Below are 23,582 nucleotides of genomic sequence, written 5' to 3'. Positions count from 1 at the left end.
TGCTTATCGCTGCTTCAGAGTAGCATGTTTCCACCTTATGATTCGTTAGCAATTTGGAGTTTTATCATGCCGCCTCGCCGTTATAACCCAGACGACCGACGTGACGCGCTACTGGAACGCATTAATCTGGATATCCCTGCCGCCGTCGCTCAGGCGCTGCGTGAAGATTTAGGTGGAGAAGTCGATGCCGGCAACGATATCACCGCGCAGCTTTTGCCGGAGGATACGCATTCTCATGCCGCGGTGATTACCCGTGAAGACGGCGTTTTCTGCGGCAAACGTTGGGTTGAAGAGGTCTTCATCCAGTTGGCGGGGGACGATGTACGTCTCACCTGGCATGTTGAGGACGGCGACGCCATACACGCCAATCAAACACTGTTTGAACTGGACGGCCCTGCCCGCGTCTTACTGACTGGCGAGCGCACAGCGTTAAACTTTGTCCAGACGCTTTCAGGCGTCGCCAGCGAAGTGCGCCGCTACGTCGAGCTTTTGGCAGGCGCCAAAACCCAGTTGCTCGATACGCGTAAAACGCTGCCAGGCCTGCGTACCGCACTAAAATATGCCGTCTTATGCGGTGGCGGCGCCAATCATCGTCTGGGCCTTACTGACGCGTTCCTGATTAAAGAAAACCATATCATTGCTTCCGGCTCTGTCCGTCAGGCGGTGGAAAAAGCGTTCTGGCTACATCCGGATGTGCCGGTAGAAGTGGAAGTCGAAAATCTGGATGAACTGGACGAGGCGTTGAAAGCGGGCGCGGATATCATCATGTTGGATAATTTCGACACCGACCACATGCGCGAGGCAGTGAAACGTGCCAACGGCCAGGCGCGGCTGGAAGTGTCCGGTAACGTGACCGCGGAAACCTTACGCGAATTTGCCGAAACCGGCGTCGACTTTATCTCTGTTGGCGCGCTGACCAAGCACATACGCGCGCTCGATCTCTCCATGCGTTTTCGTTGATCCTCACCGCCCGATGGCGCTACACCGTCGGGCCTACCTCTCACCTGCCCGCAGTTCTACATCGTCATTCGGCAATATCGTCGTGACGCCTCGCAATACCGTTGTCTTATCATGTAACGCCACGAAAATCTTCAGAATCCGCGTTCCCGTTTTACTTTTTGTCGCTCGTCCGTTTTTCCCGCATTTGCCAAAGTAACGCCAGCTAACTCAAGGAGCGAACAATGGAAAAACAACGCGGTTTCACGCTTATCGAACTGATGGTCGTTATTGGCATCATCGCCATTTTAAGCGCTATCGGCATTCCGGCTTACCAGAACTATCTACGTAAAGCGGCGCTAACGGACATGTTGCAAACTTTTGTCCCCTACCGTACTGCCGTCGAACTCTGCGCGCTGGAGCATGGCGGAACGACCACATGTAACGCAGGCGCCAACGGTATCCCCTCGCCCGTCGTCACCCATTATGTTTCGGGTATGAGCGTGGAAAAAGGCGTCATCACGCTTACTGGCCAGGAGAGCCTGAACGGACTTAGCGTTATCATGACACCTGCCTGGGACAACGCTAACGGCATGACTGGCTGGACGCGTAACTGCAATATTCAAAGTGACAGTGCACTACAACAGGCTTGTGAAGATGTCTTTCGTTTTGACGCCAACTAAGGAGACAAAATGAAAGACGCGCAGCTCAACACATTGTGCCAACGTCATCAGGCCGTACTGATGAACAGCGACAATAGCAGCATCTCCGTTGCAGTGGTCGACGCCCCCTCTCATGAATTACTCGACGCCTTGCATTTCGCCACGCAAAAACAGATCGATATTGTGTGCTGGACCCGCCAGCAAATGGAGAATCATTTACATAAGCAGCATCAGATGTCTTCGGTAAACGCCGCGAAAGATGGAGAAACCGCCGCCCAACTTCTCAATCAGACATTACGCTCAGCAATGGCGAAACGCGCCTCCGATATTCATCTTGAACCCACCGCCAACCGCTACCGGATAAGGCTCCGTATCGATGGCGTTCTGCATATTCTGCAGGATATCGCCAAAGAGAGGGGCATTGCGCTGACGGCCAGATTGAAAGTCCTGGGAAATCTGGACATCGCCGAACACCGACTGCCACAGGACGGACAGTTTACCGTTGAACTTACGGGCGACAGCATCTCTTTTCGTATCGCCACGCTTCCCTGTAAAGAAGGCGAAAAAGTCGTCTTACGTTTACTGCGTCAGGTTGATCAAACGCTGGCGCTGGACGCGCTGGGAATGCACACCGCACAATTTACCGCCTTTATGCAAGCCCTGCAGCAGCCTCAGGGACTGGTACTGGTGACGGGGCCCACCGGTAGCGGAAAAACAGTCACGTTATACAGCGCGCTACAAACCCGAAATACACCGGATATCAACCTCTGTAGCGTAGAAGATCCGATAGAGATTCCGCTGGACGGTATTAACCAGACGCAAATCCATCCTCGGGCCGGGCTCACCTTTCAAAATGTACTGCGCGCACTATTACGCCAGGATCCCGACATCATCATGGTGGGTGAAATTCGCGACGGTGACACCGCAGAAATCGCCATTAAAGCGGCGCAAACGGGCCATCTGGTACTTTCAACGCTACATACGAACTCCACCAGCGAGACGCTAATACGCTTGCAACAGATGGGGGTAGCACGCTGGATGATTTCATCGGCGCTTACACTGGTAGTAGCGCAACGCCTGGTAAGAAAGCTGTGCCCACACTGCAAGCAGCGCCTGGATGATCCCGTGATACTGGCGCCTGCTCTCTGGCCCAGCGCGCTACCACGCTGGCAGGCAAGCGGCTGTCAGCATTGTTACCACGGCTTTTATGGCCGAACCGCGTTATTCGAAGTGCTAACCGTTACCCCGGCATTACGCCAGTTAATTGCCAGCGGCGCATCGGCGCAAGCACTGGAAACCCACCTCCAACAGACCGGTACAGGAACGCTTTTTGAAAATGGCTGTCGCGCCGTAGACCAAGGCATCACCTCCTTTGAAGAGATAGTACGCGTTCTGGGGATGCCCCATGACTGTTAAACAGCTTTGGCACTGGCAAGGCATTAATGACAAAGGCCAGCCGGAGCAGGGAGACTTATGGGCGGATAATCGCCTCGCGCTGGTTATCGCACTACAACACCAGCATATTATGCCGCTACGCCTAAAACGTCTGGGCGTTAACACTACACTCTGGAAAGAAGAAAAAAGCGCTGAAATTATTCATCAACTTGCCACGCTCCTTCATGCCGGACTAACACTTTCTGAGGGACTTGAACTCCTTGCTGAACAGCATCCCCACCGACAATGGCAAGCACTGCTGCGCACACTGGCCCGCGATCTCGAACAAGGTGTTCCTTTTTCCAGCACATTGTTACCCTGGCCACAAGTATTTCCGCCGCTCTACCAGACAATGATTCGTACCGGAGAACTGACCGGTAAACTGGCTGAATGCTGTTTTGAACTGGCTCATCAGCAGAAAGCGCAACGGCAGATTACCGTTAGCGTTAAAAAGGCGCTACGCTATCCCGCCATTATTCTGGCGTTAGCCGCCCTGGTCATTTTCGCTATGTTGCACTTTGTTCTGCCGGAATTTGCCGCCATTTACCGTAGCTTCAATACGCCACTCCCTCTCCTGACGCGCAGCATTATCACAATAGCGCAATGGTGTTCGTCCTGGGGCTGGTTTAGCCTGTTGCTGGCTGTTGTCTTTGTTATTGCCTACCAAATGATAAAACACAAACCGACCTGGCAGGCGCAGCGCCAGCGTCTTCTACTACGGATTCCCGTCATGGGGCGACTGGTGCGAGGACAGAAATTAGCGCAAATATTTACCGTTCTGGCATTAACCCAAAGCGCAGGCATTCCTTTTCTTCAGGGGCTGGAAAGCGCTATCGACAGTCTCGGCTGCCCTTACTGGTCGCAACGTTTAACACAGGTACATCAGGAGATCGGTGCAGGAAACCCGATCTGGCTGGCGATGAAAAATGCGCAAGAATTTAGTCCGCTATGCCTACAACTGGTCAGAACGGGCGAAGTGTCCGGCTCACTGGATATCATGTTGCATAACCTTGCCCGTCACCACAGTGAACAGACTCTGGCGCTGGCAGACAATCTGGCGTCACTACTGGAACCCGCTTTATTGATCATTACCGGCCTCATTATCGGTACGCTGGTGGTCGCGATGTATTTGCCGATTTTTCACCTGGGAGATGCGATGAGCGGAATGGGATAAGGCTGGCGCACTATTACGCCAGCCGAAATATTAGTGGTGATTGAATATACGGTTTTCTTGTTCCTGTACCCGAATAAAGGTAGTGCGCTTGGTCAGCTCTTTCAGGCGAGACGCGCCGACATAAGTACAGGCTGAACGCAAACCGCCCAGGATATCGCGCGCGGTATTCCCCACCGGCCCACGTAGCGGCAGTTTAACCGTTTTACCTTCTGCCGCGCGGTATTTCGCAACACCGCCAACATGACGGTTCATTGCGGACTCCGAGCTCATGCCATAGAACAGCATAAATTTTTCGCCATTTTCTTCCACGATTTTACCGCCGCTCTCTTCATGGCCCGCCAGCATTCCGCCTAACATGACGAAATCCGCGCCGCCGCCAAACGCCTTCGCTACATCGCCAGGCATGGTGCAGCCGCCATCGCTGACGATCATTCCACCCAGGCCATGCGCCGCATCAGCGCATTCGATAACCGCCGACAACTGTGGGTAGCCGACGCCGGTTTTAACACGCGTCGTACATACGGAACCGGGACCAATCCCCACTTTCACGATATCGGCGCCGGAGAGGATAAGCTCTTCGCACATTTCGCCGGTCACGACATTACCTGCGCAAATGGTTTTCGTCGGCCACGCTTCACGCGCCTTCGCGACAAACTGGACAAAATGTTCTGAATAACCATTAGCCACATCAATGCAGACAAAATTCAGCGCAGGATCCAGCGCCAGAATCTGGACGGTTTTTTCAAAATCAGCGTCAGAAGTACCGGTGGAAACCATCACATGCTTCAGAACATCAGCCGTAGCATTGTTGATAAAAGCGGCCCACTCTTCAACGGTATAGTGTTTATGTACGGCGGTCAGAATATCGAATTCAGCCAACGCCTGCGCCATTTCAAACGTCCCGACGGTATCCATATTTGCTGCGATAATTGGCACGCCAGCCCAGGTTTGACCTGAGTGTTTAAAGGTGAATTGACGCTCCAGTTCGACATCGGAACGGCTTTTGAGGGTAGAACGCTTAGGACGGATAAGAACGTCTTTGAAACCTAACTTCAAATCTTCTTCAATACGCATGTGCGGATTCCTGGGGTTAATGGCGAAAAATCGAAACTCACAACTCCAGTGACGCTATCATACGCACTAATCATGGTCGTACAAGACTGCGAAATTCTCTTTTTTTACGTTACAATCCCATAAATTTACCTGGCGATGAGTAGGTTAATGTTCAGACCGTATCGTCTTAGCATGTTCAAAATTTAACCTTTTGATTATCAAACTAAAATTCCGGAAGCTGGAGATATGAGGTATACCGTAGCCTTAACCGGCGGCATTGGCAGCGGTAAAAGCACCGTTGCCGATGCATTCGCTGACCTCGGAATCACCGTTATCGACGCCGATATTATTGCGCGCCAGATGGTCGAGCCAGGACAGCCAGCCCTCAATGCGATAGCGGAACATTTTGGTTCTGAACTTATCGCCTCCGACGGCACGTTACGTCGTCGGGCGCTACGTGAGCGTATTTTTTCACATCCGGAAGAGAAAGCCTGGCTTGATGCCTTGCTTCATCCCTTAATTCAGCAGGAAACCCGGCGACAGCTTCAACAAGCGACGTCGCCCTATGTGCTATGGGTTGTGCCCCTGCTGGTTGAAAATGGGCTATATCAACAAGCCAACCGCGTCCTTGTGGTTGACGTTACGCCCGAAACACAACTTAAGCGCACAATGCAGCGCGATGAAGTTACGCGCGAGCATGTTAAACATATTCTTGCCGCCCAGGCGACGCGTGAAGCGCGTCTTGCAGTGGCAGACGATGTTATTGATAATAATGGCGCACCGGATGCTATCGCATCAGATGTTGCCCGCCTGCACGCCAGTTATCTTAAACTCGCGTCGCAGTTTGTCTCACAGGAAAAACCGTAATGCACACCCAGGTCCTTTTTGAACACCCTCTCAATGAGAAGATGCGTACGTGGCTGCGCATAGAGTTTTTGATCCAACAGATCTCCATCAACCTGCCAATCGCAGATCATGCTGGCGCATTGCATTTTTTCCGTAATATCGGCGACCTGCTGGATGTGTTCGAACGTGGCGAAGTCCGTACCGAACTGTTGAAGGAACTGGAGCGCCAACAGCGTAAACTCCAGGCCTGGGTTGAAGTCCCCGGTGTTGATCAAGAGCGCATTGAAGCCCTGCGCCAACAGTTAAAATCCGCAGGCAGCGTGCTGATCTCCGCACCGAGAATTGGTCAGCAACTTCGAGAGGATCGCTTGATTGCTCTGGTGCGCCAGCGTTTAAGCATTCCGGGCGGCTGCTGCAGTTTTGATTTGCCCACGCTGCATATCTGGTTACATCTGCCACAACCGCAGCGCGACGCCCAGGTTGAAACCTGGCTTGCCAGTCTGAATCCCCTCACACAGGCGCTGAATCTGGTTCTTGATCTGATTCGTAATTCAGCGCCCTTCCGTAAGCAAACCAGTCTGAACGGTTTTTATCAGGATAATGGGGACGACGCCGACTTACTGCGCCTCATACTAACGCTTGATTCCCAGCTTTATCCGCAAATTTCCGGCCATAAGAGCCGGTTTGCCATCCGCTTTATGCCGCTGGATAGTGAACATGGTCTGGTACCGGAGCGGCTTGATTTTGAACTGGCCTGTTGTTAAGGAGTAAAAATGTCTGACGTGACCGTCGTAAACTGTCCGACCTGTGGTAAAGCAGTCGTCTGGGGAGAGACCAGCCCTTTCCGCCCATTCTGTTCTAAACGTTGTCAGTTAATTGATTTAGGCGAATGGGCTGCCGAAGAGAAGCGAATCGCCAGTCGCGGCGACCAGTCCGATAGCGACGACTGGAGCGAAGACCGCTAACGGTTATGCCTCTCTTGATACGGCAATATTGCCTTGTGACAAAAATAATCAATAAACACGCGTAGTTTTGGTGCCATATGCATGCGGCCGGGATAATACAAATAAAACCGGTCCGCCCCAGGCAACCACTCTTCAAGTACGGAACACAACCGCCCATCCCGTAAGTCTTCATGAACATCCTGCGCGAAAACGTAGGTTAATCCTGCTCCATCACGCGCCGCAGAGAGGCGCAGCGCTTTATCATTCACCACTAATGCCGCGTCCGGCGTCATCTCCAGCTGTTGTGTTCCACGAACAAACGCCCACCGATACATTCCACTATCACGCGTAAAACGATGGCAAAGGCAACGGTGATTCACAAGATCCTGAGGATGCTGTGGCGTGCCAAAATGCGCAAGATAGGCAGGCGATGCCACAATCGTTGGGCGTAAAGGCTCACCGAGCGGAACGACATTCATATCACGTTGTACCGCATCGCCAAAACGAATACCGGCATCAAAACGTTCGTGAATTAAATCAACAAAGCTGTCATTCACATCAATATCCAGGCGGATATCGGGATAATCGCGCATGAAGCCGCTGATATTAGGCTGTAACAGGAGCGTAGCCGCCGTACGTGGCACGGTCAGTCGTAACGTCCCGCCGGGAATATCGCGGCTCTGGCGGGCATTCTCCATTGCATTATTAATATGAGTTAATGCGGGCTTGATACCGACAAGGAAGGCATGTCCTGCTTCAGTCAATCCAACACGTCGGGTGGTTCTGTTCAGCAATTTAACGCCAAGTTCATTCTCCAGCTGGCGCATATTCTGGCTTAACGCCGAAGTGGAAATATTTAACTGTGCCGCTGCTCGCGTGAAGCTATGATTTTCAGCTATCACGCAAAAAGCATGCAATATAGACATCACATCATGACGCATTATTAAGCCAGCCTTCATAAACCATGCTGATTCCCCTGATTTTTCACGTTATACGCCAGGTATAGACTGCTTGCCATGCGCAAAGATTCCCATGGAGGCATTATGCACTATCGTACATTAGGTCCAAACGGACCGCGAGTTTCGGCCATCGGGCTGGGTTGTATGGGTATGAGTGCTTTTTACGGTGCTCATGACGACAACATATCGATTAAAACGCTGCACTATGCGTTAGATCAGGGGATTACGCTGCTCGATACCGCAGATATGTATGGTCCTTTTACCAATGAACAATTAGTCGGGAAAGCTATCGCCTACCGTCGCGACCGGGTATTTTTATCGACAAAATTTGGTATTGTCCTGGACCCGGCCAATCCTATGGCGCGCGGCGTCAATGGCAGACCGGAGTATGTCCGCCAATGTTGTGAACAAAGCCTGCAACGCCTGGGCGTTGATCATATTGATCTGTATTATCAACATCGCATCGATCCATATGTACCTATAGAGGAGACCGTCGGCGCGATGGCTGACCTGGTACGCGAGGGAAAAGTTCGTTATCTTGGGTTATCAGAAGCCTCGACGCAAACGCTGGAGCGCGCCCATAATGTCCATCCGATTACTGCGCTGCAAAGTGAGTATTCGCTTTGGTCCCGCGAACCGGAACTTTCAACGCTTTCTACCTGTGAACGGCTGGGTATAGGGTTCGTCGCTTATAGTCCATTGGGACGCGGCTTTCTGACCGGTACGATACAAACGCCAGAAGATTTCGCTGCGAATGACTTCCGTCGCAATAATCCCAGATTTATGGGCGTAAATTTCTCGCGTAATTTACGTCTGGTTGAAAAAATAAAACAGATGGCTCGCGAAAAAGGCTGTACGCCCGCACAATTAGCGCTGGCGTGGTTGCTGGCCCGCAACAAGCATATTGTTCCCATTCCCGGCACCCGTCATTGCGCCAGAGTGGATGATAATCTTGGCGCATTATTGCTAACCCTCAGCCCGCAAGAGATGACCGCGATTGACATGGTTTTCCCTTACAACGCTGCGGCCGGCGACCGATACTGGCCAGAAATTATGTCCACATTAAATCGATAATCAGATCGAGGGGGTCGCGTTGCGATCCCCATTACTGCGCGATCTGGCGTAATTTACTAATAACAGGTTCATTCGCGGGCGGAAAGTCGTCCGCCTTCAGTGCATGCTGTGCTATCCACTGTCCCGCCTGCCCTTCTTTTCCCCACGGCTCTCCTTCCCAGCTTTCTACCAGCCAGAACCATAGCGTGATGTGGCGGTCCGGGAATTGATACTCCAGAGAGTCGAATAAGGTTACCTGCGTGGGCGTGATCCCCACCTCTTCCTGTAATTCCCGGATCAATGCCTGCTCAGGTGTTTCCCCGGCTTCAATTTTTCCGCCAGGAAATTCAAGTTTGTTCGCCATATGTGCATCGGCTCCGCGCCGGGTGATAAATATTTCGTGGTTCGGATTACGAATAATTCCGACTGCAATCTGTAGTTTTTTCATCGTGTTATATCCATAAAAAAAGCGCAGTCGCCTGCGCCTTTTTATCTGTGCTTAATGCCAGGCCAACGTTAGTTCAGGCGACCGTGGCACTGTTTGTATTTCTTACCGGAACCGCAAGGACAGGGATCATTACGTCCAACCTTACGTTCGCCCGTTTGCGCCGCAAGCTCGGCCGCCGCCGCGGCATCATCATCCTGATGGCTTAACTGCTGCATCTGCGCCAGACGCTCCGCCTCTTCACGACGCTGCATCTCCATCGCTTCAACTTCTTCCGGCATACGGACCTGAACTTTGCTCAGGGTACTGATCACTTCATATTTCAGCGACTCCAGCATGGCGGCGAACATGGCGAAGGATTCACGTTTGTACTCCTGCTTCGGATCTTTTTGCGCGTAACCGCGCAGGTGAATACCCTGACGCAGATAATCCATCGCCGCCAGATGCTCTTTCCACAGAGAGTCAAGGGTTTGCAGCATTACACCTTTCTCGAAGTGACGCATCATTTCAGCGCCAACCACTTCTTCTTTACGTTGATAGACCTCAATGGCCTGCGCCAGAATACGTTCACGCAGCGTCTCTTCGTGCAGTTCCGGCTCTTTATCCAGCCATTCGGCAATCGGCATTTCCAGATCGAAGTCGTTTTTCAGACGCTCCTGCAACCCCGGAATATCCCACATCTCTTCCAGCGACTGCGGCGGAATGTAGGCGTCAATCGTCGCCTTAAAGACATCTTCGCGAATACTGTTGATGGTATCGCTAACGTCAGACACATCCAGCAACTCATTACGCTGGGTGTAAATTGCGCGGCGCTGATCGTTGGCGACGTCATCGTATTCCAGCAACTGCTTACGAATATCGAAGTTACGGCTTTCCACTTTACGCTGCGCGTTAGCAATCGCTTTAGTGACCCACGGGTGTTCAATCGCTTCGCCAGGCTTCATCCCCAGCTTACGCATCATGCCAGAAACCCGGTCGGAGGCAAAAATACGCATCAGCGCATCTTCCATTGACAGGTAAAAACGGGAAGAACCCGGATCGCCCTGACGACCAGAACGACCGCGCAACTGGTTGTCGATACGGCGAGATTCATGGCGTTCGGTACCAATGATATGCAGACCACCTGCAGCCAGCACCGCATCGTGACGTACCTGCCAGTCAGCTTTAATCTGCGCAATCTGTTCTGCCGTCGGATTTTCCAGCGCGGCAACTTCCGCCTGCCAACTACCGCCCAGCATAATATCGGTACCACGACCCGCCATGTTAGTGGCAATAGTGACCGCCGCAGGATAACCAGCCTGTGCCACAATACCCGCTTCGTTGGCGTGGAATTTGGCGTTCAATACATTATGTTTGATGCCCGCTTTAGTCAGTTCTCTGGAAACGACTTCAGACTTTTCGATAGAGATGGTACCGACCAGCACTGGCTGACCTTTCGCGGTGCGCTCTTTGATATCCTCGATAATGGCCTGGATTTTTTCCGCTTCAGTCATATAGACCAGATCCGGCAAATCTTTACGTATCATCGGACGGTTGGTCGGAACAACAACGGTATCCAGCTTATAAATAGAGCTAAATTCGAAGGCTTCAGTATCTGCCGTACCGGTCATACCAGCCAGCTTTTCATACAAACGGAAGTAGTTCTGGAAGGTGATAGACGCCAGCGTCTGGTTTTCATTCTGAATTTCTACGCCTTCTTTCGCTTCTACCGCCTGGTGCAGACCATCAGACCAGCGACGCCCCTGCATGGTACGGCCCGTGTGTTCATCAACAATAATGACTTCGCCGTCTTTCACAATGTAATCCACGTCGCGGGTAAACAGCGCGTGCGCACGTAGCGCGGCGGTAACATGGTGCATCAGCATAATATTACCCGGAGAGTAGAGTGACTCCCCCTCATCCATAATGCCTTCTTTCACCAATAGCTCTTCAATCAACACCAGACCGCGTTCGGTAAGGTTTACCTGGCGCGATTTCTCATCAACGGAGAAGTGGCCTTCGCCCTGGAACGTGTCAGAATCTTCTTTCTCCTGGCGAACCAGGTGCGGAATGATTTTGTTCACTTTTTTGTACATTTCCGAGCTATCTTCCGCCGGGCCGGAAATAATCAGCGGCGTACGCGCTTCATCGATCAGGATGGAGTCGACCTCATCCACCAGCGCATAATGCAGCTTACGCTGTACGCGCTCTTCCGGACTGAACGCCATGTTGTCGCGCAGGTAGTCAAAACCGTATTCGTTGTTGGTACCGTAAGTGATGTCGGCGGCATACGCTTCACGCTTGGCTGGCGCCGGCATACCGGGGAGGTTGATACCAACGGACATGCCGAGGAATTCGAACAGCGGACGGTTATTTTCGGCGTCACGTTGGGCCAGATAGTCGTTCACAGTTACCACGTGAACTCCCTTACCGGATAGCGCATTCAGATAAGCGGGCAGCGTTGCGGTCAGGGTTTTACCTTCACCGGTACGCATTTCCGCGATGCAGCGATCATTGAGTACCATACCGCCCAATAGCTGAACGTCGAAGTGACGCATCCCAAAAACGCGTTTACTGGCTTCACGTACTACCGCGAACGCTTCCGGAATGAGGCTCTCAACACTTTCGCCTTTTTCGATACGCGCACGGAATTCGTTGGTTTTCGCTTTCAGTTCGTCATCGGAGAGCTTTTCCATCTCCGGTTCCATCGCATTAATCAGGCTGACGGCCTTACGCATACGACGCAGAGTACGATCGTTACGGCTACCGAATACTTTCGTTAATAGTTTGATTAGCATAATAAAATCTCAAATGCCCCGCGCCGCGGAGCTACAATAAAGTTAAAGGGTCTTTTTTCGTTAGCTAAGACGTTGAGGACCGGCGCGGATACCCTGCGCCTGGCTTATCCAGGCCGGGGTGCTAAATACGGTTTGCGGGGCGAAATACGTCCATGAGACCTGACGAACAATCGCCGGGGGAGTGCCTTCCTGCGTAAGCATCGCGCTGAGCGTATGCAGTAAGGCGATATGATGCGCCTGTAATGGCGACGGTGCCTCGGCAACAGGCAGCGTTTGCGGCGCCATGGCAAAAGAAAGATGGCGAATCACCGTACGAATGGCATGCTGATGCCAGTAATCTACAGTGAAATTGGGGCGACGGTTAGAGGCTTCTAACAAGGCAAGGTGACTAAAGTTAACTTTAGTCGCAGCGCTGTGGTTACTGGCTGTCGTCCTTGCGGGCGCATTGGTTTCGGCTGCGTTACTGAGCGCGGGCAAACCTAAACTCGCCGCGACCATCCCTAATAAGAGATGCGGCCAGAAGTATCGTCTGCCTAACTGTCGCCAGCGCGTCAGTATTCCGCTCACGTCATTGCCACCTGATATGCCCCTCATGGGCTTACGAAATCAAAATATTTTGCGCACAAATCTTATCATTAAAGCGTACACGCAACAGCAGTAATGACGCGTAGCTACAGTGAAAATTGGTTAAGAAAACAGCGAACGCGCCGTATTTCGAGTTAACCCTGCCAAAACGACCGTATTAAGAGAAGCGCAGATAAAGGATAGTAAAAAAAACGACTGGCTCGCCTGGCCGGAGAGAGTGCCAGGTTTACCAGTCGAATTTATACGACAGTGTATGTCGTTATGCCAGTACCGTCGAAGGCGCTTTGAAAGCCAACGGCAGTTCTGCGTCGTCCTGAAAGGTCACAAATTCCCAGGCTTCCTGTTTTGCAAGGACCGCCTGCAACAATTTATTATTCAATGCGTGACCGGATTTATACGCGGTAAACGCACCAATAATATTGTGACCACACATGAACAAGTCGCCGATCGCGTCGAGCATTTTATGACGAACGAACTCGTCTTCAAAACGCAGGCCGTCTTCGTTCAATACGCGATAATCGTCAACAACGATGGCACAATCGAAGCTGCCGCCCAGGCACAGGCCGCGGGACTGCAGATATTCGATATCACGCATGAAACCGAAGGTACGCGCACGGCTGATCTGGCGCATGAACGCATCCGCAGAGAAGTTCATCGCATAGCGCTGGCTGCTGGAATCGATCGCCGGATGGTTAAAGTCGATGGTGAAATCCAACGTAAAACCATTGTACGGTCTGAATTCAGCCCATTTATCGCCATCTTCAACCCGAACGGTCTCTTTGATGCGTACGAATTTTTTGGCGCAGTTCAGTTCATCAATACCGGCATCAAGCAGCAGGTAGACGAACGGAGCGGCACTGCCATCCATGATCGGGATTTCCGGAGCATCGACTTCAATAACGATGTTATCGATACCTAACCCCGCCAGAGCAGCATTCAGGTGCTCAACGGTTGAAATCCGTACATCATGCTCATTCACCAGACACGTACAGAGCATGGTATCACGCACAGATTTGGCATCGGCCGGGAAATCTACCGGTGGATTCAAGTCGGTGCGACGATAGATGACCCCGGTGTTGGCCGGCGCAGGGCGTAATGTCAGGGTGACTTTTTTGCCGGTATGTAAACCGACGCCAGTCGCCTGAACGATACGTTTAAGTGTCCTTTGTTTGATCATCGTATAATCTCGCCAAATTACCTATCCAACCGAAGTGTACTATACATTCGGCGGGCCAGTTTAGCACAAAGAGCCCAGAATCCCAAATTCCAGCTAATTCTTAATCAGCTTGCTTACGCAGGAATGCGGGGATATCCAGATAATCCGGCTCTTTTGCCGCCTGTGGCGTATTGTCGTTAACCACTTTCGCGACCGTTTTTTGTTCCTGCGTCAGCGGCGCCATACCGTGCTGCTGGTAGCGATCCATCACCGGCTGCTGAACCTGTTTGTTGGTCACCAGGGTGATTTCTGGGCGTTTATCCATACCAATACCGGTCGCCACTACAGTCACGCGCAGTTCGTCGTTCATATCCGGGTCCAGAGAGGTACCGATAACCACGGTGGCGTTATCCGACGCAAAGGCGCGGATAGTGTTGCCGACGGTTTCAAACTCATCCAGACGCAGGTCGAAGCCCGCCGTAATGTTGACAAGCACGCCGCGCGCGCCGGACAGATCGATATCTTCCAGCAGCGGAGAAGAAATAGCCATCTCAGCCGCTTCTTCCGCACGGTCTTCTCCGCTCGCCACGCCAGATCCCATCATCGCGTAGCCCATTTCAGACATCACGGTACGCACGTCAGCAAAGTCAACGTTCATCAAGCCAGGTCGGGTGATCAGTTCAGCGATACCCTGTACCGCGCCTTTCAGTACGTCGTTCGCCGCGCCAAAGGCGTCGAGCAGAGAGATCCCACGACCCAGTACTTTCAGTAGCTTGTCGTTCGGAATGGTGATCAGCGAGTCCACATGCTTGGACAGCTCGGTAATTCCCTGCTCCGCAAATGCCATGCGCTTTTTGCCTTCGAAGTTGAAAGGCTTAGTCACCACGGCCACGGTCAGAATACCTAAATCTTTAGCGACTTCAGCAACCACCGGCGCCGCACCAGTTCCGGTACCACCGCCCATACCTGCCGCGATAAATACCATGTCTGCGCCTTCAAGCGCCGCACGCAGCGCTTCACGGTCTTCGTCCGCCGCATTGCGGCCAACTTCCGGGTTCGCGCCAGCGCCGAGGCCTTTGGTAATACCGCTACCAATCTGAATGGTCTGTCCAACCGCTGTTTTACGCAACGCCTGAGCGTCGGTATTCACCGCGAAGAATTCAACACCTTCGATGCGTTCGCGCACCATGTGTTCAACGGCGTTACCGCCGCCACCACCGACGCCGATGACTTTAATCACCGCGTCGTTGGTTAGTTCCATAGGTTCAAACATAATCTCTCTCCGTCATGTGCCTGTCGCCTGAGACCGTAATATCTGTCGGCCTCATAAAAAATTAAAACTCTTTTCGCAGCCAGCTATTAAGACGCTTGATCCACGAGCCAACTGATGCCGTAACACGTTTTTCCACTTCGGCTTCACCGTTTAAATGGGACTCTTTCCCGTAGTGAAGCAGCCCCACCGCCGTTGAATAATACGGCTCCTGGGCATAATCCGTCAGACCGGTAATATTCAGCGGCGCGCCAATACGGACTTGCGTATGGAACACGCGCTGAGCACAAGCTGCAAGCCCCTCGATTTGCGCTGCGCCGCCGGTTAATACAATTCCCGCCGCCAGGTGATGTTTCACACCCTGCTGACGAAGCTGTTCCTGTAATTGCAATATCTCTTCGTTGACCAGATTGAGCAACTCGGTATACCGCGGTTCAATCACTTCCGCCAGCGTCTGGCGTTGCAGACTGCGCGGCGGACGTCCGCCGACGCTCGGTACTTCAACGCTCTCGTCTTTACCAACGATCGAGCCCAGCGCGCAACCATGGCGAACTTTAATCGCTTCGGCATCGCTCGGCGGCGTACCAAAGGCATAAGCGATATCGCTGGTCACCACATTCCCCGCATACGGGATCACTTTGGTATGACGCAACGCACCGCCAGTATAAACGGCAATATCCATTGTACCACCGCCGATATCCACGACACAGACGCCCAGTTCACGTTCATCTTCCGTCAATACGGAATAGCTGGCCGCCAGTCCGGCAAATATCAGTTGGTCAACTTTCAGGCCACAACGTTCAACCGCTTTGACAATGTTTTTTGCCATATCGTTGTGACAGGTAATCAAATGCACTTTCGCCTGCATTCGCACGCCGGAGAGACCTACCGGATTTTTAATGCCTTCCTGGTAGTCAATAGCGTACTCCTGAGGAATTACGTGCAGCACGCGATGCTCGTCGCGCACGCGCACTGACTTCGCAGTATGCACAACGTTTTCCACATCTTCCTGTGTCACTTCTTCTTCAGAAATAGGCACCATGCCTATCTCATTCTGACAGCTAATATGCTTTCCAGAAAGCGCCAGATACACCGAGGAGATCTGGCAATCCGCCATCAATTCCGCCTGATCAATGGCGCGCTGAACGCATTTCACCACTGACTCGAGGTCATTCACCCCGCCTTTATCCATACCCCGCGATGGGCAACTGCCCACGCCAATGATATTGACCATACCGTCGGGCAGAACTTCCCCTACTAAAGCGGCAACCTTCGCGGTGCCAATCTCCAGTCCTACTACCAGTTTTCTGTCCGTCGCCTTGATCATTGTTGTTCTGCCTGTGCCTGATTCTGTTGCTGATTAGATTCCTCAGGAGGAAGCGGCGCCCAGCCGACAGCCGCCCCTGAGTCATAACGCAAATCAACGTAGCTAATCCGTTTGCCATCGGTTTGCGCCTGCTGCTGTAAAACCGGATAGAGTTCTACAAAGCGAGCCAACCTTTTCATCGTATCGCCCCTACCGAGATTGAGCTTAATGCCATTATTAAGCGTCAACTGCCAGGAGCGACGTGCGGTCATCGCCGCTTCCTTCAGAGTGAATTTATCCTTAGCCAGCACCTGCCCCATCTCGCGGTATCCCTGCAACACTTCACTCGCGCTGCCTTCCGGGCCGTACAACATGGGTAAAACCTGTTTACCGATACGATCTGACGGTACGCTGAAGGTATTGCCTTCGGCATCCACCATATGCTGGTCATTCCAACGCGCTATCGGCACATATTCAACCAGATGAATCTTCAATTCATCTGGCCACTGTTTTCTGACGCTGGCCTGTTTAATCCATGGCAAACGTTCAATCTGACTCTGAATAATGTTCACATCCTGAGTCATGAAAGTGCCGGGCGCGCCCAGTGCCAGTATCGCCTGGCGGATATCATCGTTACGCGTGTAGTGACGCTCGCCGGTTAATACCAATTTTGATAACGGTAAACGCTGCGCATCTTCCATCCACCCTAACACGACCCACCCGCTCACAAACACGGTGCATAGCACCGTCAGCAGGAATAAAATACCTGCAAGACGCGTTCCATTATTGCGGCGTGAAGAAGGCGTCTCTTCGTCACTGTTTCGCGTGTTCAGCGCAGCCTGCGACATATCAGTCCGCCAACTCCAGAATTCGTACCACTAACTGCGAGAAGCTCATTCCCGCCTGACGCGCCGCCATCGGCACCAGGCTATGACTGGTCATACCCGGAGAGGTATTGGCTTCCAGCAGATAAAACTGACCATCACTGTCCAGCATGACATCAATGCGCCCCCATCCCGTACAGCCTAATGCTTTCCATGCATGCAGGACGAGCGACTGTAATGCGGCTTCACGGGACGCTTCTAAACCGGCAGGGCAGAAATACTGTGTCTCATCAGAGAGATACTTCGCCTCATAATCATAGAAGGTTCCTGCGGGTTGGATACGAATTGACGGTAAAATTTCTTCCCCCAGTATCGCCACTGTTAATTCAGGGCCGCACAGCCATTTTTCAATCAGTATTTCGTCATCATGCTGAAAAGCCAATGATAACGCACTCTGTAAAGCATTTTCTTCTACCACTTTGGTCATGCCGACACTGGAACCCTCGCGGCTGGGTTTGACAATCAACGGTAAGCCCAGCGCCGAGATTCGCGCTTTTTCATCATCACTAAGCCCGTTTTCAAACCCGGCGCGTGTCAGCGCGACCCACGGCGCGACCGGTAAGCCTGCGCCCTGCCACAGCAGTTTACTGCGCAGTTTATCCATTGAAAGCGCCGAGGCCATTACGCCGCTACCGGTATAGGGCAGACCAAGCTGCTCAAGCATTCCCTGTAAGGTTCCATCTTCACCGCCGCGGCCATGCAACGCGATAAAGACTTTCTGAAAACCCATTGCCTTAAGCTGCGTGACATCGATCTCTTTCGGATCGATGGGATACGCATCAATGCCGCCTTCACGTAACCCGGCAAGAACTGCCGCACCGGAGTTCAGCGAGACATCCCGCTCCGCAGAGGTTCCGCCCAACAGGACTGCAATTTTATCAGCCATGTTGCTCTTCCTCCTGAATTTGCGGCTTTAGCTTGATTTCAGATAAGTAACGCGCAATTTTGCCAACATTTCCTGCGCCTTGCACCAATATCAAGTCGTTGCCCGTAAGCACCGGCGCTAACATTGTCGCAACCTGAGCCGGATCGGAAACCAGAATCGGGTCAATTTTTCCCCGATTGCGAATCGTACGGCATAACGAGCGGCTATCTGCCCCCGGAATCGGTGTTTCGCCTGCCGGATAAACGTCCAGCATGAGCAGCGCATCTACCTGCGTCAACACATTGGCGAAATCATCATAGAGATCGCGCGTACGCGTGAAACGGTGCGGCTGAAACAGCATCACCAGATTTTTTTCCGGCCATCCCGCCCGCGCGGCTTTAATCGTCGCATCCACTTCCGTTGGATGATGGCCATAGTCATCCACCAACATCGCCGTACCGGCTTTACCGTTTACCGGTTCAAGCGGAAACTCGCCGAGGAAATCAAAGCGACGCCCGGTGCCCTGGAAGCTTTCCAGCGCGCGCAGGATAGCATCATCTTCAATACCTTCTTCCGTCGCCACTGCGACCGCTGCCGCGGCGTTCAGGGCATTGTGACGACCCGGCGCGTTCAATGTCACGCGCAGATCCGGCATCCCCTGGCGCAACAGCGTAAAGTGTCCCTGTGGCCCCGCCTGCTGATAATCTTCTACCCGCACGTCGGCATCATCACTAAAACCGTAGGTCGTCGTCTGACGCCCCACACGCGGCAACAGCTCACGGATGACCGGATCGTCAACACACATTACTGCGCGGCCATAAAAGGGCAGATTGTGCAGAAAGTTAATAAACGTCTGCTTTAAATTTTCAAAGTCGCCATGATAGGTATCCATATGGTCAGCTTCGATATTGGTGACAATCGCGACCATCGGCTGCAGGTGCAGAAACGACGCATCGCTCTCATCCGCCTCGGCAATCAGGTAACGGCTATGGCCCAGACGCGCATGAACGCCTGCGGCTTTTACCAGTCCGCCATTCACGAAAGTCGGGTCCAACCCCGCCTCAGCATAAATACTGGATACCATCGCGGTGGTCGTGGTTTTTCCATGAGTCCCGGCAATGGCGATGCCATGACGAAAGCGCATCAGCTCCGCCAGCATTTCCGCGCGGCGAATGACCGGAATACGCGCTTCATGCGCCGCCACAATCTCCGGGTTATCCGCAGAGATCGCGCTGGAAACCACCACCACGCTGGCATCGCGCACATTTTCCGGGCGATGGTTAAAGAAAATCGTCGCCCCCAGGCTCGTTAACTGCTGGGTCACCGGATTCGGCGCTAAGTCGGAACCACTGATCTGATAGCCTTCATTAGCCAGAACTTCGGCAATACCGCCCATACCGGCACCACCGATGCCGACAAAGTGAATGTGCCGAACGCGACGCATTTCGGGCACGATGGAACGCAGTTTTGCCAGTTGTTGTGTATTCATTCTTTACGCCATTAACTCCAGTACCCGTCATACTTCAAATTGCAGATGCATTGGCTTTCCTGCAACCCAAATTATTGAGGGTAGAAAAACCCTGCGATGCAAAAAGCACCGCCACAAATTACGTCCGGGCAACCCGGCTGACTTCATTGGCAACACGCTCGGTAGCATCCGGAATGGATACCGCGCGGGCTCGCTCTGCCATGGTTAACAGAGTGTCTCGCGACCACCCCGCCAGCGTGTCGGCGACTGCCTCTACAGTAAACTGCGGCTGCTCAAAAATCTTAGCTGCGCCGGCGTTTTCCAGCGGCAGCGCATTCCAGTACTGCTGCCTGTCTTTATGCTGAAACGGCACGAATATCGCAGGCAATCCGGCGGCGGCGATCTCGCTCACCGTCAGGGCGCCGGAACGACATACCACGACATCTGCCCATGCATAGGCTTCTGCCATATCATCAATAAATTCCGTTACCTTATGCTGCGGTTGCCCCGCCCCGGCATACGCCTGCTCTACCGTGTGCTGCGCACCTTTTCCGCTTTGGTGCCAAATTGTAACTGCATCGCCCAGTCTGGCGGCAACCTGCGGCAATGTCTGGTTCAGGACTCGCGCCCCCTGAGAACCGCCGACCACCAGTACGCGAATCGGGCCGTCGCGCCTCGCCAGACGCATGTGCGGCAACGGTAACGCCAGTACGTCGGTACGCACCGGGTTACCGACCACGTCCGCGTTCGGAAACGCACCGGGAAACGCCTGCATAACCGAGGTCGCAATTTTAGCCAGCCACTGATTGGTTAGCCCGGCGATACCGTTTTGCTCATGCAGGACAACCGGGATACCTAATGACCAGGCGGCAAGCCCGCCAGGGCCGGAAACATAGCCGCCCATTCCCAGCACAACATCCGGTTTAAACCGTTTCATGATTGCCCGCGCCTGACGCCAGGCGTTAAAAATACGCAGCGGCGCCGCCAGTAGCGCTTTCATCCCTTTACCGCGCAGGCCCGAGATTCGAATAAAGTCGATGTCGATGCCATGCTTCGGCACTAAATCCGCTTCCATACGATCGGCGGTGCCCAGCCAGCGAACCTGCCAGCCCTGGGCCATTAAATGATGCGCAACGGCCAGTCCCGGAAACACATGTCCGCCGGTACCGCCCGCCATCACCATTAACCGCTTCGGTTGACCACTCATCGAGAACCTCGTGTAAACGCCTGCGCTTTTTCCAGGCGCGTTTCATAATCAATACGTAATAAAAACATAATGGCCGTCGACATAATCAACAGGCTCGACCCACCATAGCTGATCAGCGGCAGCGTCAAACCTTTGGTTGGCAACATCCCCGCTGCCGCACCAACGTTTACCAACGCCTGGAAGCTAAACCAGATACCGATAGAGCAGGCTAAAAAACCGGAAAAACGGTGGTCAATCTCCAGCGCCTTACGACCAATCGACATCGCGCGAAAAGCGACGAAGAATACCATTAAAAGTGCTAATACCACACCGATATAACCCAGTTCCTCGCCAATAATGGCGAAGATGAAGTCAGTATGCGCCTCGGGCAAATATTCCAGTTTTTGCACCGAATTGCCCAACCCCTGCCCCCAGATCTCACCGCGACCAAAAGCCATCAGTGACTGGGTGAGCTGATAACCGCTCCCAAATGGATCTTCCCAGGGGTTCCAGAACGAGGTCACGCGGCGAATACGATACGGTTCGGCGAGAATGAGCAGAATCACCGCCGAGATCCCCATACCGATAATGGCAATAAATTGCCATAGCTTCGCGCCGGCGAGAAACAGCATCGCCAGCGTGGTCACGAACAGGACGACGACCGTACCGAGGTCAGGCTGCGCCAGGAGTAAAACCGCCAGCACCAGAATCACGCCCATGGGTTTTAAGAAGCCGCGCAGGTTGTTTCGCACCTCATCGACCTTACGCACCAGATAGTTCGCGAGGTAGCAGAACAGAGACAGCTTGGTAAATTCCGCAGGCTGAATACGCAATGGCCCCAGCGCAATCCAGCGCGATGCTCCGTTGACTGAACTCCCGACGACCAGCACGATAAGCAACATGATGATCGACGCAATCAGCATCGTCGTACTGTATTTTTGCCAGAAAGCCATTGGCAAACGTAGTGTGACCATCGCCAGACAAAATGCCAGAAAGATATAGAGCGCATCACGTTTGGCAAACAAAAAAGGATCGTTCGCCAGACGCTGTCCGACGGGCATAGAGGCCGACGTCACCATGACAAAACCAATCGCCGCCAGGCCGAAGGTCAGCCATAGCAGCGTGCGGTCATACATGATCAGGCTGTCGGCGTCTTTATCACGCGAAGCCATCACCCAGCCTTTAAGCGCCGCGAACAGCCAGGCCAGGAGACCAAAGCCTGGTACGCGCGGCATTCTCAGACGGGGGAGAGATAAACGCATTAACCCAACTCCTTCGCCAGACGGGTAAAGACATCGCCCCGTTGCTCAAAACTTTTAAACTGATCGAGGCTGGCGCAAGCAGGCGACAGCAATACCATGTCGCCAGGCTGAACGCGCGGCGCCAGTAAGCGCATTGCCTCTTCCATTGTTTCAGTCTGTTGGGCAATTTCCGGACGCAGCGCGGCAAGCTGCGCGCCATCACGCCCAAAGCAATACAGGCGAATCTGGTCGCCAGTCAAATAGCGCGCCAGCGAAGAAAAGTCTGCCGACTTACCGTCGCCACCCAGCAGCAGATGCAGCGTACCATCCACGTGCAGGCCGTTCAGCGCCGCTTCGGTACTACCCACGTTGGTGGCTTTCGAGTCGTTGATCCAGCGTACGCCGTTATGTTCCAGCGCTAACTGGAAGCGGTGCGCCAGGCCCGTAAATGTGGTTAATGCCTTCAGGCTGGTGGCCCGCGGCAGGCCAGCAGCATCCGCCAGAGCCAGTGCTGCTAACGCATTGGTGTAATTATGCTGACCAGAAAGCTTCATCTCTTTCACATTCAGCACTTTCTCGCCTTTAACCCGCAGCCAGGTTTCGCCCTGCTGACGATTAAGGTGATAATCACCCATATTGACGCCAAAACTGACACAGCGTTCATCAGCGCCGCGTACCGGCATGGTTAACGCGTCATCAGCATTTACCACACACACTTTCGCCTTCTCGTAGACGCGTAGTTTCGCTGCCCGGTACTGTTGCAGACCAAACGGGTACCTATCCATATGATCTTCAGTGACGTTGAGCACCGTTGCCGCCACCGCTTGCAAACTTGACGTGGTTTCCAGCTGGAAACTGGACAATTCCAGCACGTACAATTCGCGATCGGCATCCAGCAGCATCAGCGCCGGAAGACCGATATTGCCGCCAACACCGACATTGACGCCTGCCGCTTTCGCCATCTCGCCTACTAATGTGGTTACAGTGCTTTTACCGTTCGAGCCGGTGATGGCCACAATTGGCGCTTGCGCCTCGCGGCAAAACAGTTCGATATCGCCGATGATTTCGACCCCTGCGCTGGCAGCAGCGCTAAGCGAGGGATGAGCTAACGCGATGCCAGGGCTGGCGACGATCAAATCCGCCGCCAATAGCCACTCGTCGTTCAGACCGCCAAGGTGACGCTCGATTTCTTGCGGCAGCTTATCCAGACCTGGCGGCGTCACACGGGTATCCATCACGCGCGGTGTGATGCCGCGGGCCAGGAAAAAGTCCACGCAGGAAAGTCCGGTCAAGCCCAGACCGATAATGACGACGTTTTTGTCCTGATAATCAGCCATG

At 53.2% G+C, this 23,582-nt stretch carries 22 protein-coding genes; 8 read left to right on the top strand and 14 right to left on the bottom strand.

Features of this window, described 5'->3' with window-relative positions:
- Positions 1 to 66 precede the first annotated feature (66 nt).
- The 4 genes from nadC to hofC all read left to right on the top strand — a co-directional run bounded on the left by nadC (position 67) and on the right by hofC (position 4,206).
- Positions 67 to 960 (top strand): carboxylating nicotinate-nucleotide diphosphorylase, encoded by an 894-nt coding sequence (gene nadC, locus SBG_RS00680; protein ID WP_001135142.1) that lies wholly within the window; start codon positions 67 to 69, stop codon positions 958 to 960.
- Between the two features lie 221 nt (positions 961 to 1,181).
- Positions 1,182 to 1,619, top strand: coding sequence for a prepilin peptidase-dependent pilin (gene ppdD, locus SBG_RS00675; protein ID WP_000414992.1), 438 nt, complete (start codon positions 1,182 to 1,184; stop codon positions 1,617 to 1,619).
- A gap of 9 nt (positions 1,620 to 1,628) precedes the next feature.
- The gene (gspE, locus tag SBG_RS00670; RefSeq protein WP_000650616.1) at positions 1,629 to 3,014 is read left to right on the top strand and encodes a type II secretion system protein GspE; all 1,386 of its coding nucleotides are present in this window, start codon (positions 1,629 to 1,631) and stop codon (positions 3,012 to 3,014) included.
- Positions 3,004 to 4,206: a protein transport protein HofC gene (hofC, locus tag SBG_RS00665; RefSeq protein ID WP_000216786.1), complete on the top strand. Its 1,203-nt coding sequence runs from the start codon at positions 3,004 to 3,006 to the stop codon at positions 4,204 to 4,206. The genes gspE and hofC overlap by 11 nt, the downstream gene beginning before the upstream one ends.
- Positions 4,207 to 4,236: 30 nt before the next feature.
- Here hofC and SBG_RS00660 read toward each other — a convergent pair whose 3' ends face one another.
- A complete protein-coding gene (locus SBG_RS00660; RefSeq protein WP_001217355.1) occupies positions 4,237 to 5,280 on the bottom strand; it encodes a GMP reductase in 1,044 nt (347 codons plus the stop codon).
- Positions 5,281 to 5,505: 225 nt separating this feature from the next.
- Between SBG_RS00660 and coaE the strand changes: the two genes are divergently transcribed.
- Genes coaE through yacG form a run of 3 tightly spaced genes read left to right on the top strand, consistent with a single transcriptional unit; the run spans position 5,506 to position 7,070 of the window.
- Positions 5,506 to 6,126: a dephospho-CoA kinase gene (coaE, locus tag SBG_RS00655; protein ID WP_001270916.1), complete on the top strand. Its 621-nt coding sequence runs from the start codon at positions 5,506 to 5,508 to the stop codon at positions 6,124 to 6,126.
- Positions 6,126 to 6,869, top strand: a complete 744-nt coding sequence (zapD, locus tag SBG_RS00650) for a cell division protein ZapD (protein WP_000557438.1) — start codon at positions 6,126 to 6,128, stop codon at positions 6,867 to 6,869. The genes coaE and zapD overlap by 1 nt, the downstream gene beginning before the upstream one ends.
- Positions 6,870 to 6,878: 9 nt before the next feature.
- Positions 6,879 to 7,070: a DNA gyrase inhibitor YacG gene (gene yacG / locus SBG_RS00645; RefSeq protein WP_001286415.1), complete on the top strand. Its 192-nt coding sequence runs from the start codon at positions 6,879 to 6,881 to the stop codon at positions 7,068 to 7,070.
- Here yacG and SBG_RS00640 read toward each other — a convergent pair.
- On the bottom strand, positions 7,067 to 8,008 hold the full coding sequence (locus SBG_RS00640; RefSeq protein WP_013991355.1) for a LysR family transcriptional regulator: 942 nt from the start codon (positions 8,006 to 8,008) through the stop codon (positions 7,067 to 7,069). The two genes, yacG and SBG_RS00640, sit on opposite strands and share 4 nt — an antisense overlap.
- Before the next feature lie 84 nt (positions 8,009 to 8,092).
- Here SBG_RS00640 and SBG_RS00635 point away from each other — a divergent pair, with 84 nt between their 5' ends.
- Entirely contained in the window at positions 8,093 to 9,082 is a 990-nt protein-coding gene (locus tag SBG_RS00635) for an aldo/keto reductase (protein WP_000559373.1), read from the top strand.
- A gap of 31 nt (positions 9,083 to 9,113) precedes the next feature.
- Here the strand turns inward: SBG_RS00635 and mutT are convergent, their stop codons facing one another.
- From mutT to murD, 12 genes are all read right to left on the bottom strand, one after another.
- Positions 9,114 to 9,509: an 8-oxo-dGTP diphosphatase MutT gene (gene mutT, locus SBG_RS00630; RefSeq protein WP_000736068.1), complete on the bottom strand. Its 396-nt coding sequence runs from the start codon at positions 9,507 to 9,509 to the stop codon at positions 9,114 to 9,116.
- Between the two features lie 68 nt (positions 9,510 to 9,577).
- Positions 9,578 to 12,283, bottom strand: coding sequence for a preprotein translocase subunit SecA (gene secA, locus SBG_RS00625; RefSeq protein ID WP_000905761.1), 2,706 nt, complete (start codon positions 12,281 to 12,283; stop codon positions 9,578 to 9,580).
- 60 nt (positions 12,284 to 12,343) lie between these two features.
- Complete coding sequence (gene secM / locus SBG_RS00620) at positions 12,344 to 12,850, bottom strand: secA translation cis-regulator SecM (protein ID WP_000014340.1); 507 nt, start codon at positions 12,848 to 12,850, stop codon at positions 12,344 to 12,346.
- A 277-nt stretch (positions 12,851 to 13,127) separates the two neighbouring features.
- A complete protein-coding gene (lpxC, locus tag SBG_RS00615; RefSeq protein WP_000595471.1) occupies positions 13,128 to 14,045 on the bottom strand; it encodes a UDP-3-O-acyl-N-acetylglucosamine deacetylase in 918 nt (305 codons plus the stop codon).
- Between the two features lie 100 nt (positions 14,046 to 14,145).
- Positions 14,146 to 15,297 (bottom strand): cell division protein FtsZ, encoded by a 1,152-nt coding sequence (gene ftsZ, locus SBG_RS00610; protein WP_000462789.1) that lies wholly within the window; start codon positions 15,295 to 15,297, stop codon positions 14,146 to 14,148.
- 61 nt (positions 15,298 to 15,358) lie between these two features.
- On the bottom strand, positions 15,359 to 16,621 hold the full coding sequence (ftsA, locus tag SBG_RS00605) for a cell division protein FtsA (protein ID WP_000588463.1): 1,263 nt from the start codon (positions 16,619 to 16,621) through the stop codon (positions 15,359 to 15,361).
- The gene (gene ftsQ, locus SBG_RS00600) at positions 16,618 to 17,448 is read right to left on the bottom strand and encodes a cell division protein FtsQ (RefSeq protein WP_000075728.1); all 831 of its coding nucleotides are present in this window, start codon (positions 17,446 to 17,448) and stop codon (positions 16,618 to 16,620) included. Before ftsQ ends, ftsA begins: the two co-directional genes overlap by 4 nt.
- A 1-nt stretch (position 17,449) precedes the next feature.
- The gene (locus SBG_RS00595) at positions 17,450 to 18,370 is read right to left on the bottom strand and encodes a D-alanine--D-alanine ligase (protein ID WP_000763902.1); all 921 of its coding nucleotides are present in this window, start codon (positions 18,368 to 18,370) and stop codon (positions 17,450 to 17,452) included.
- Entirely contained in the window at positions 18,363 to 19,838 is a 1,476-nt protein-coding gene (gene murC / locus SBG_RS00590) for a UDP-N-acetylmuramate--L-alanine ligase (RefSeq protein WP_001096065.1), read from the bottom strand. The genes SBG_RS00595 and murC overlap by 8 nt, the downstream gene beginning before the upstream one ends.
- Positions 19,839 to 19,956: 118 nt before the next feature.
- A complete protein-coding gene (murG, locus tag SBG_RS00585; RefSeq protein ID WP_000016609.1) occupies positions 19,957 to 21,024 on the bottom strand; it encodes an undecaprenyldiphospho-muramoylpentapeptide beta-N-acetylglucosaminyltransferase in 1,068 nt (355 codons plus the stop codon).
- On the bottom strand, positions 21,021 to 22,265 hold the full coding sequence (gene ftsW / locus SBG_RS00580) for a cell division protein FtsW (RefSeq protein WP_001239800.1): 1,245 nt from the start codon (positions 22,263 to 22,265) through the stop codon (positions 21,021 to 21,023). Before ftsW ends, murG begins: the two co-directional genes overlap by 4 nt.
- Positions 22,265 to 23,581 (bottom strand): UDP-N-acetylmuramoyl-L-alanine--D-glutamate ligase, encoded by a 1,317-nt coding sequence (murD, locus tag SBG_RS00575; protein WP_000796436.1) that lies wholly within the window; start codon positions 23,579 to 23,581, stop codon positions 22,265 to 22,267. The genes ftsW and murD overlap by 1 nt, the downstream gene beginning before the upstream one ends.
- Between the last annotated feature and the right edge of the window lies 1 nt (position 23,582).

Origin of the sequence: Salmonella bongori NCTC 12419 (assembly GCF_000252995.1) — a bacterium.
GTDB lineage: Bacteria > Pseudomonadota > Gammaproteobacteria > Enterobacterales > Enterobacteriaceae > Salmonella > Salmonella bongori.
This window is presented reverse-complemented; position numbering and strand designations above follow the sequence as displayed.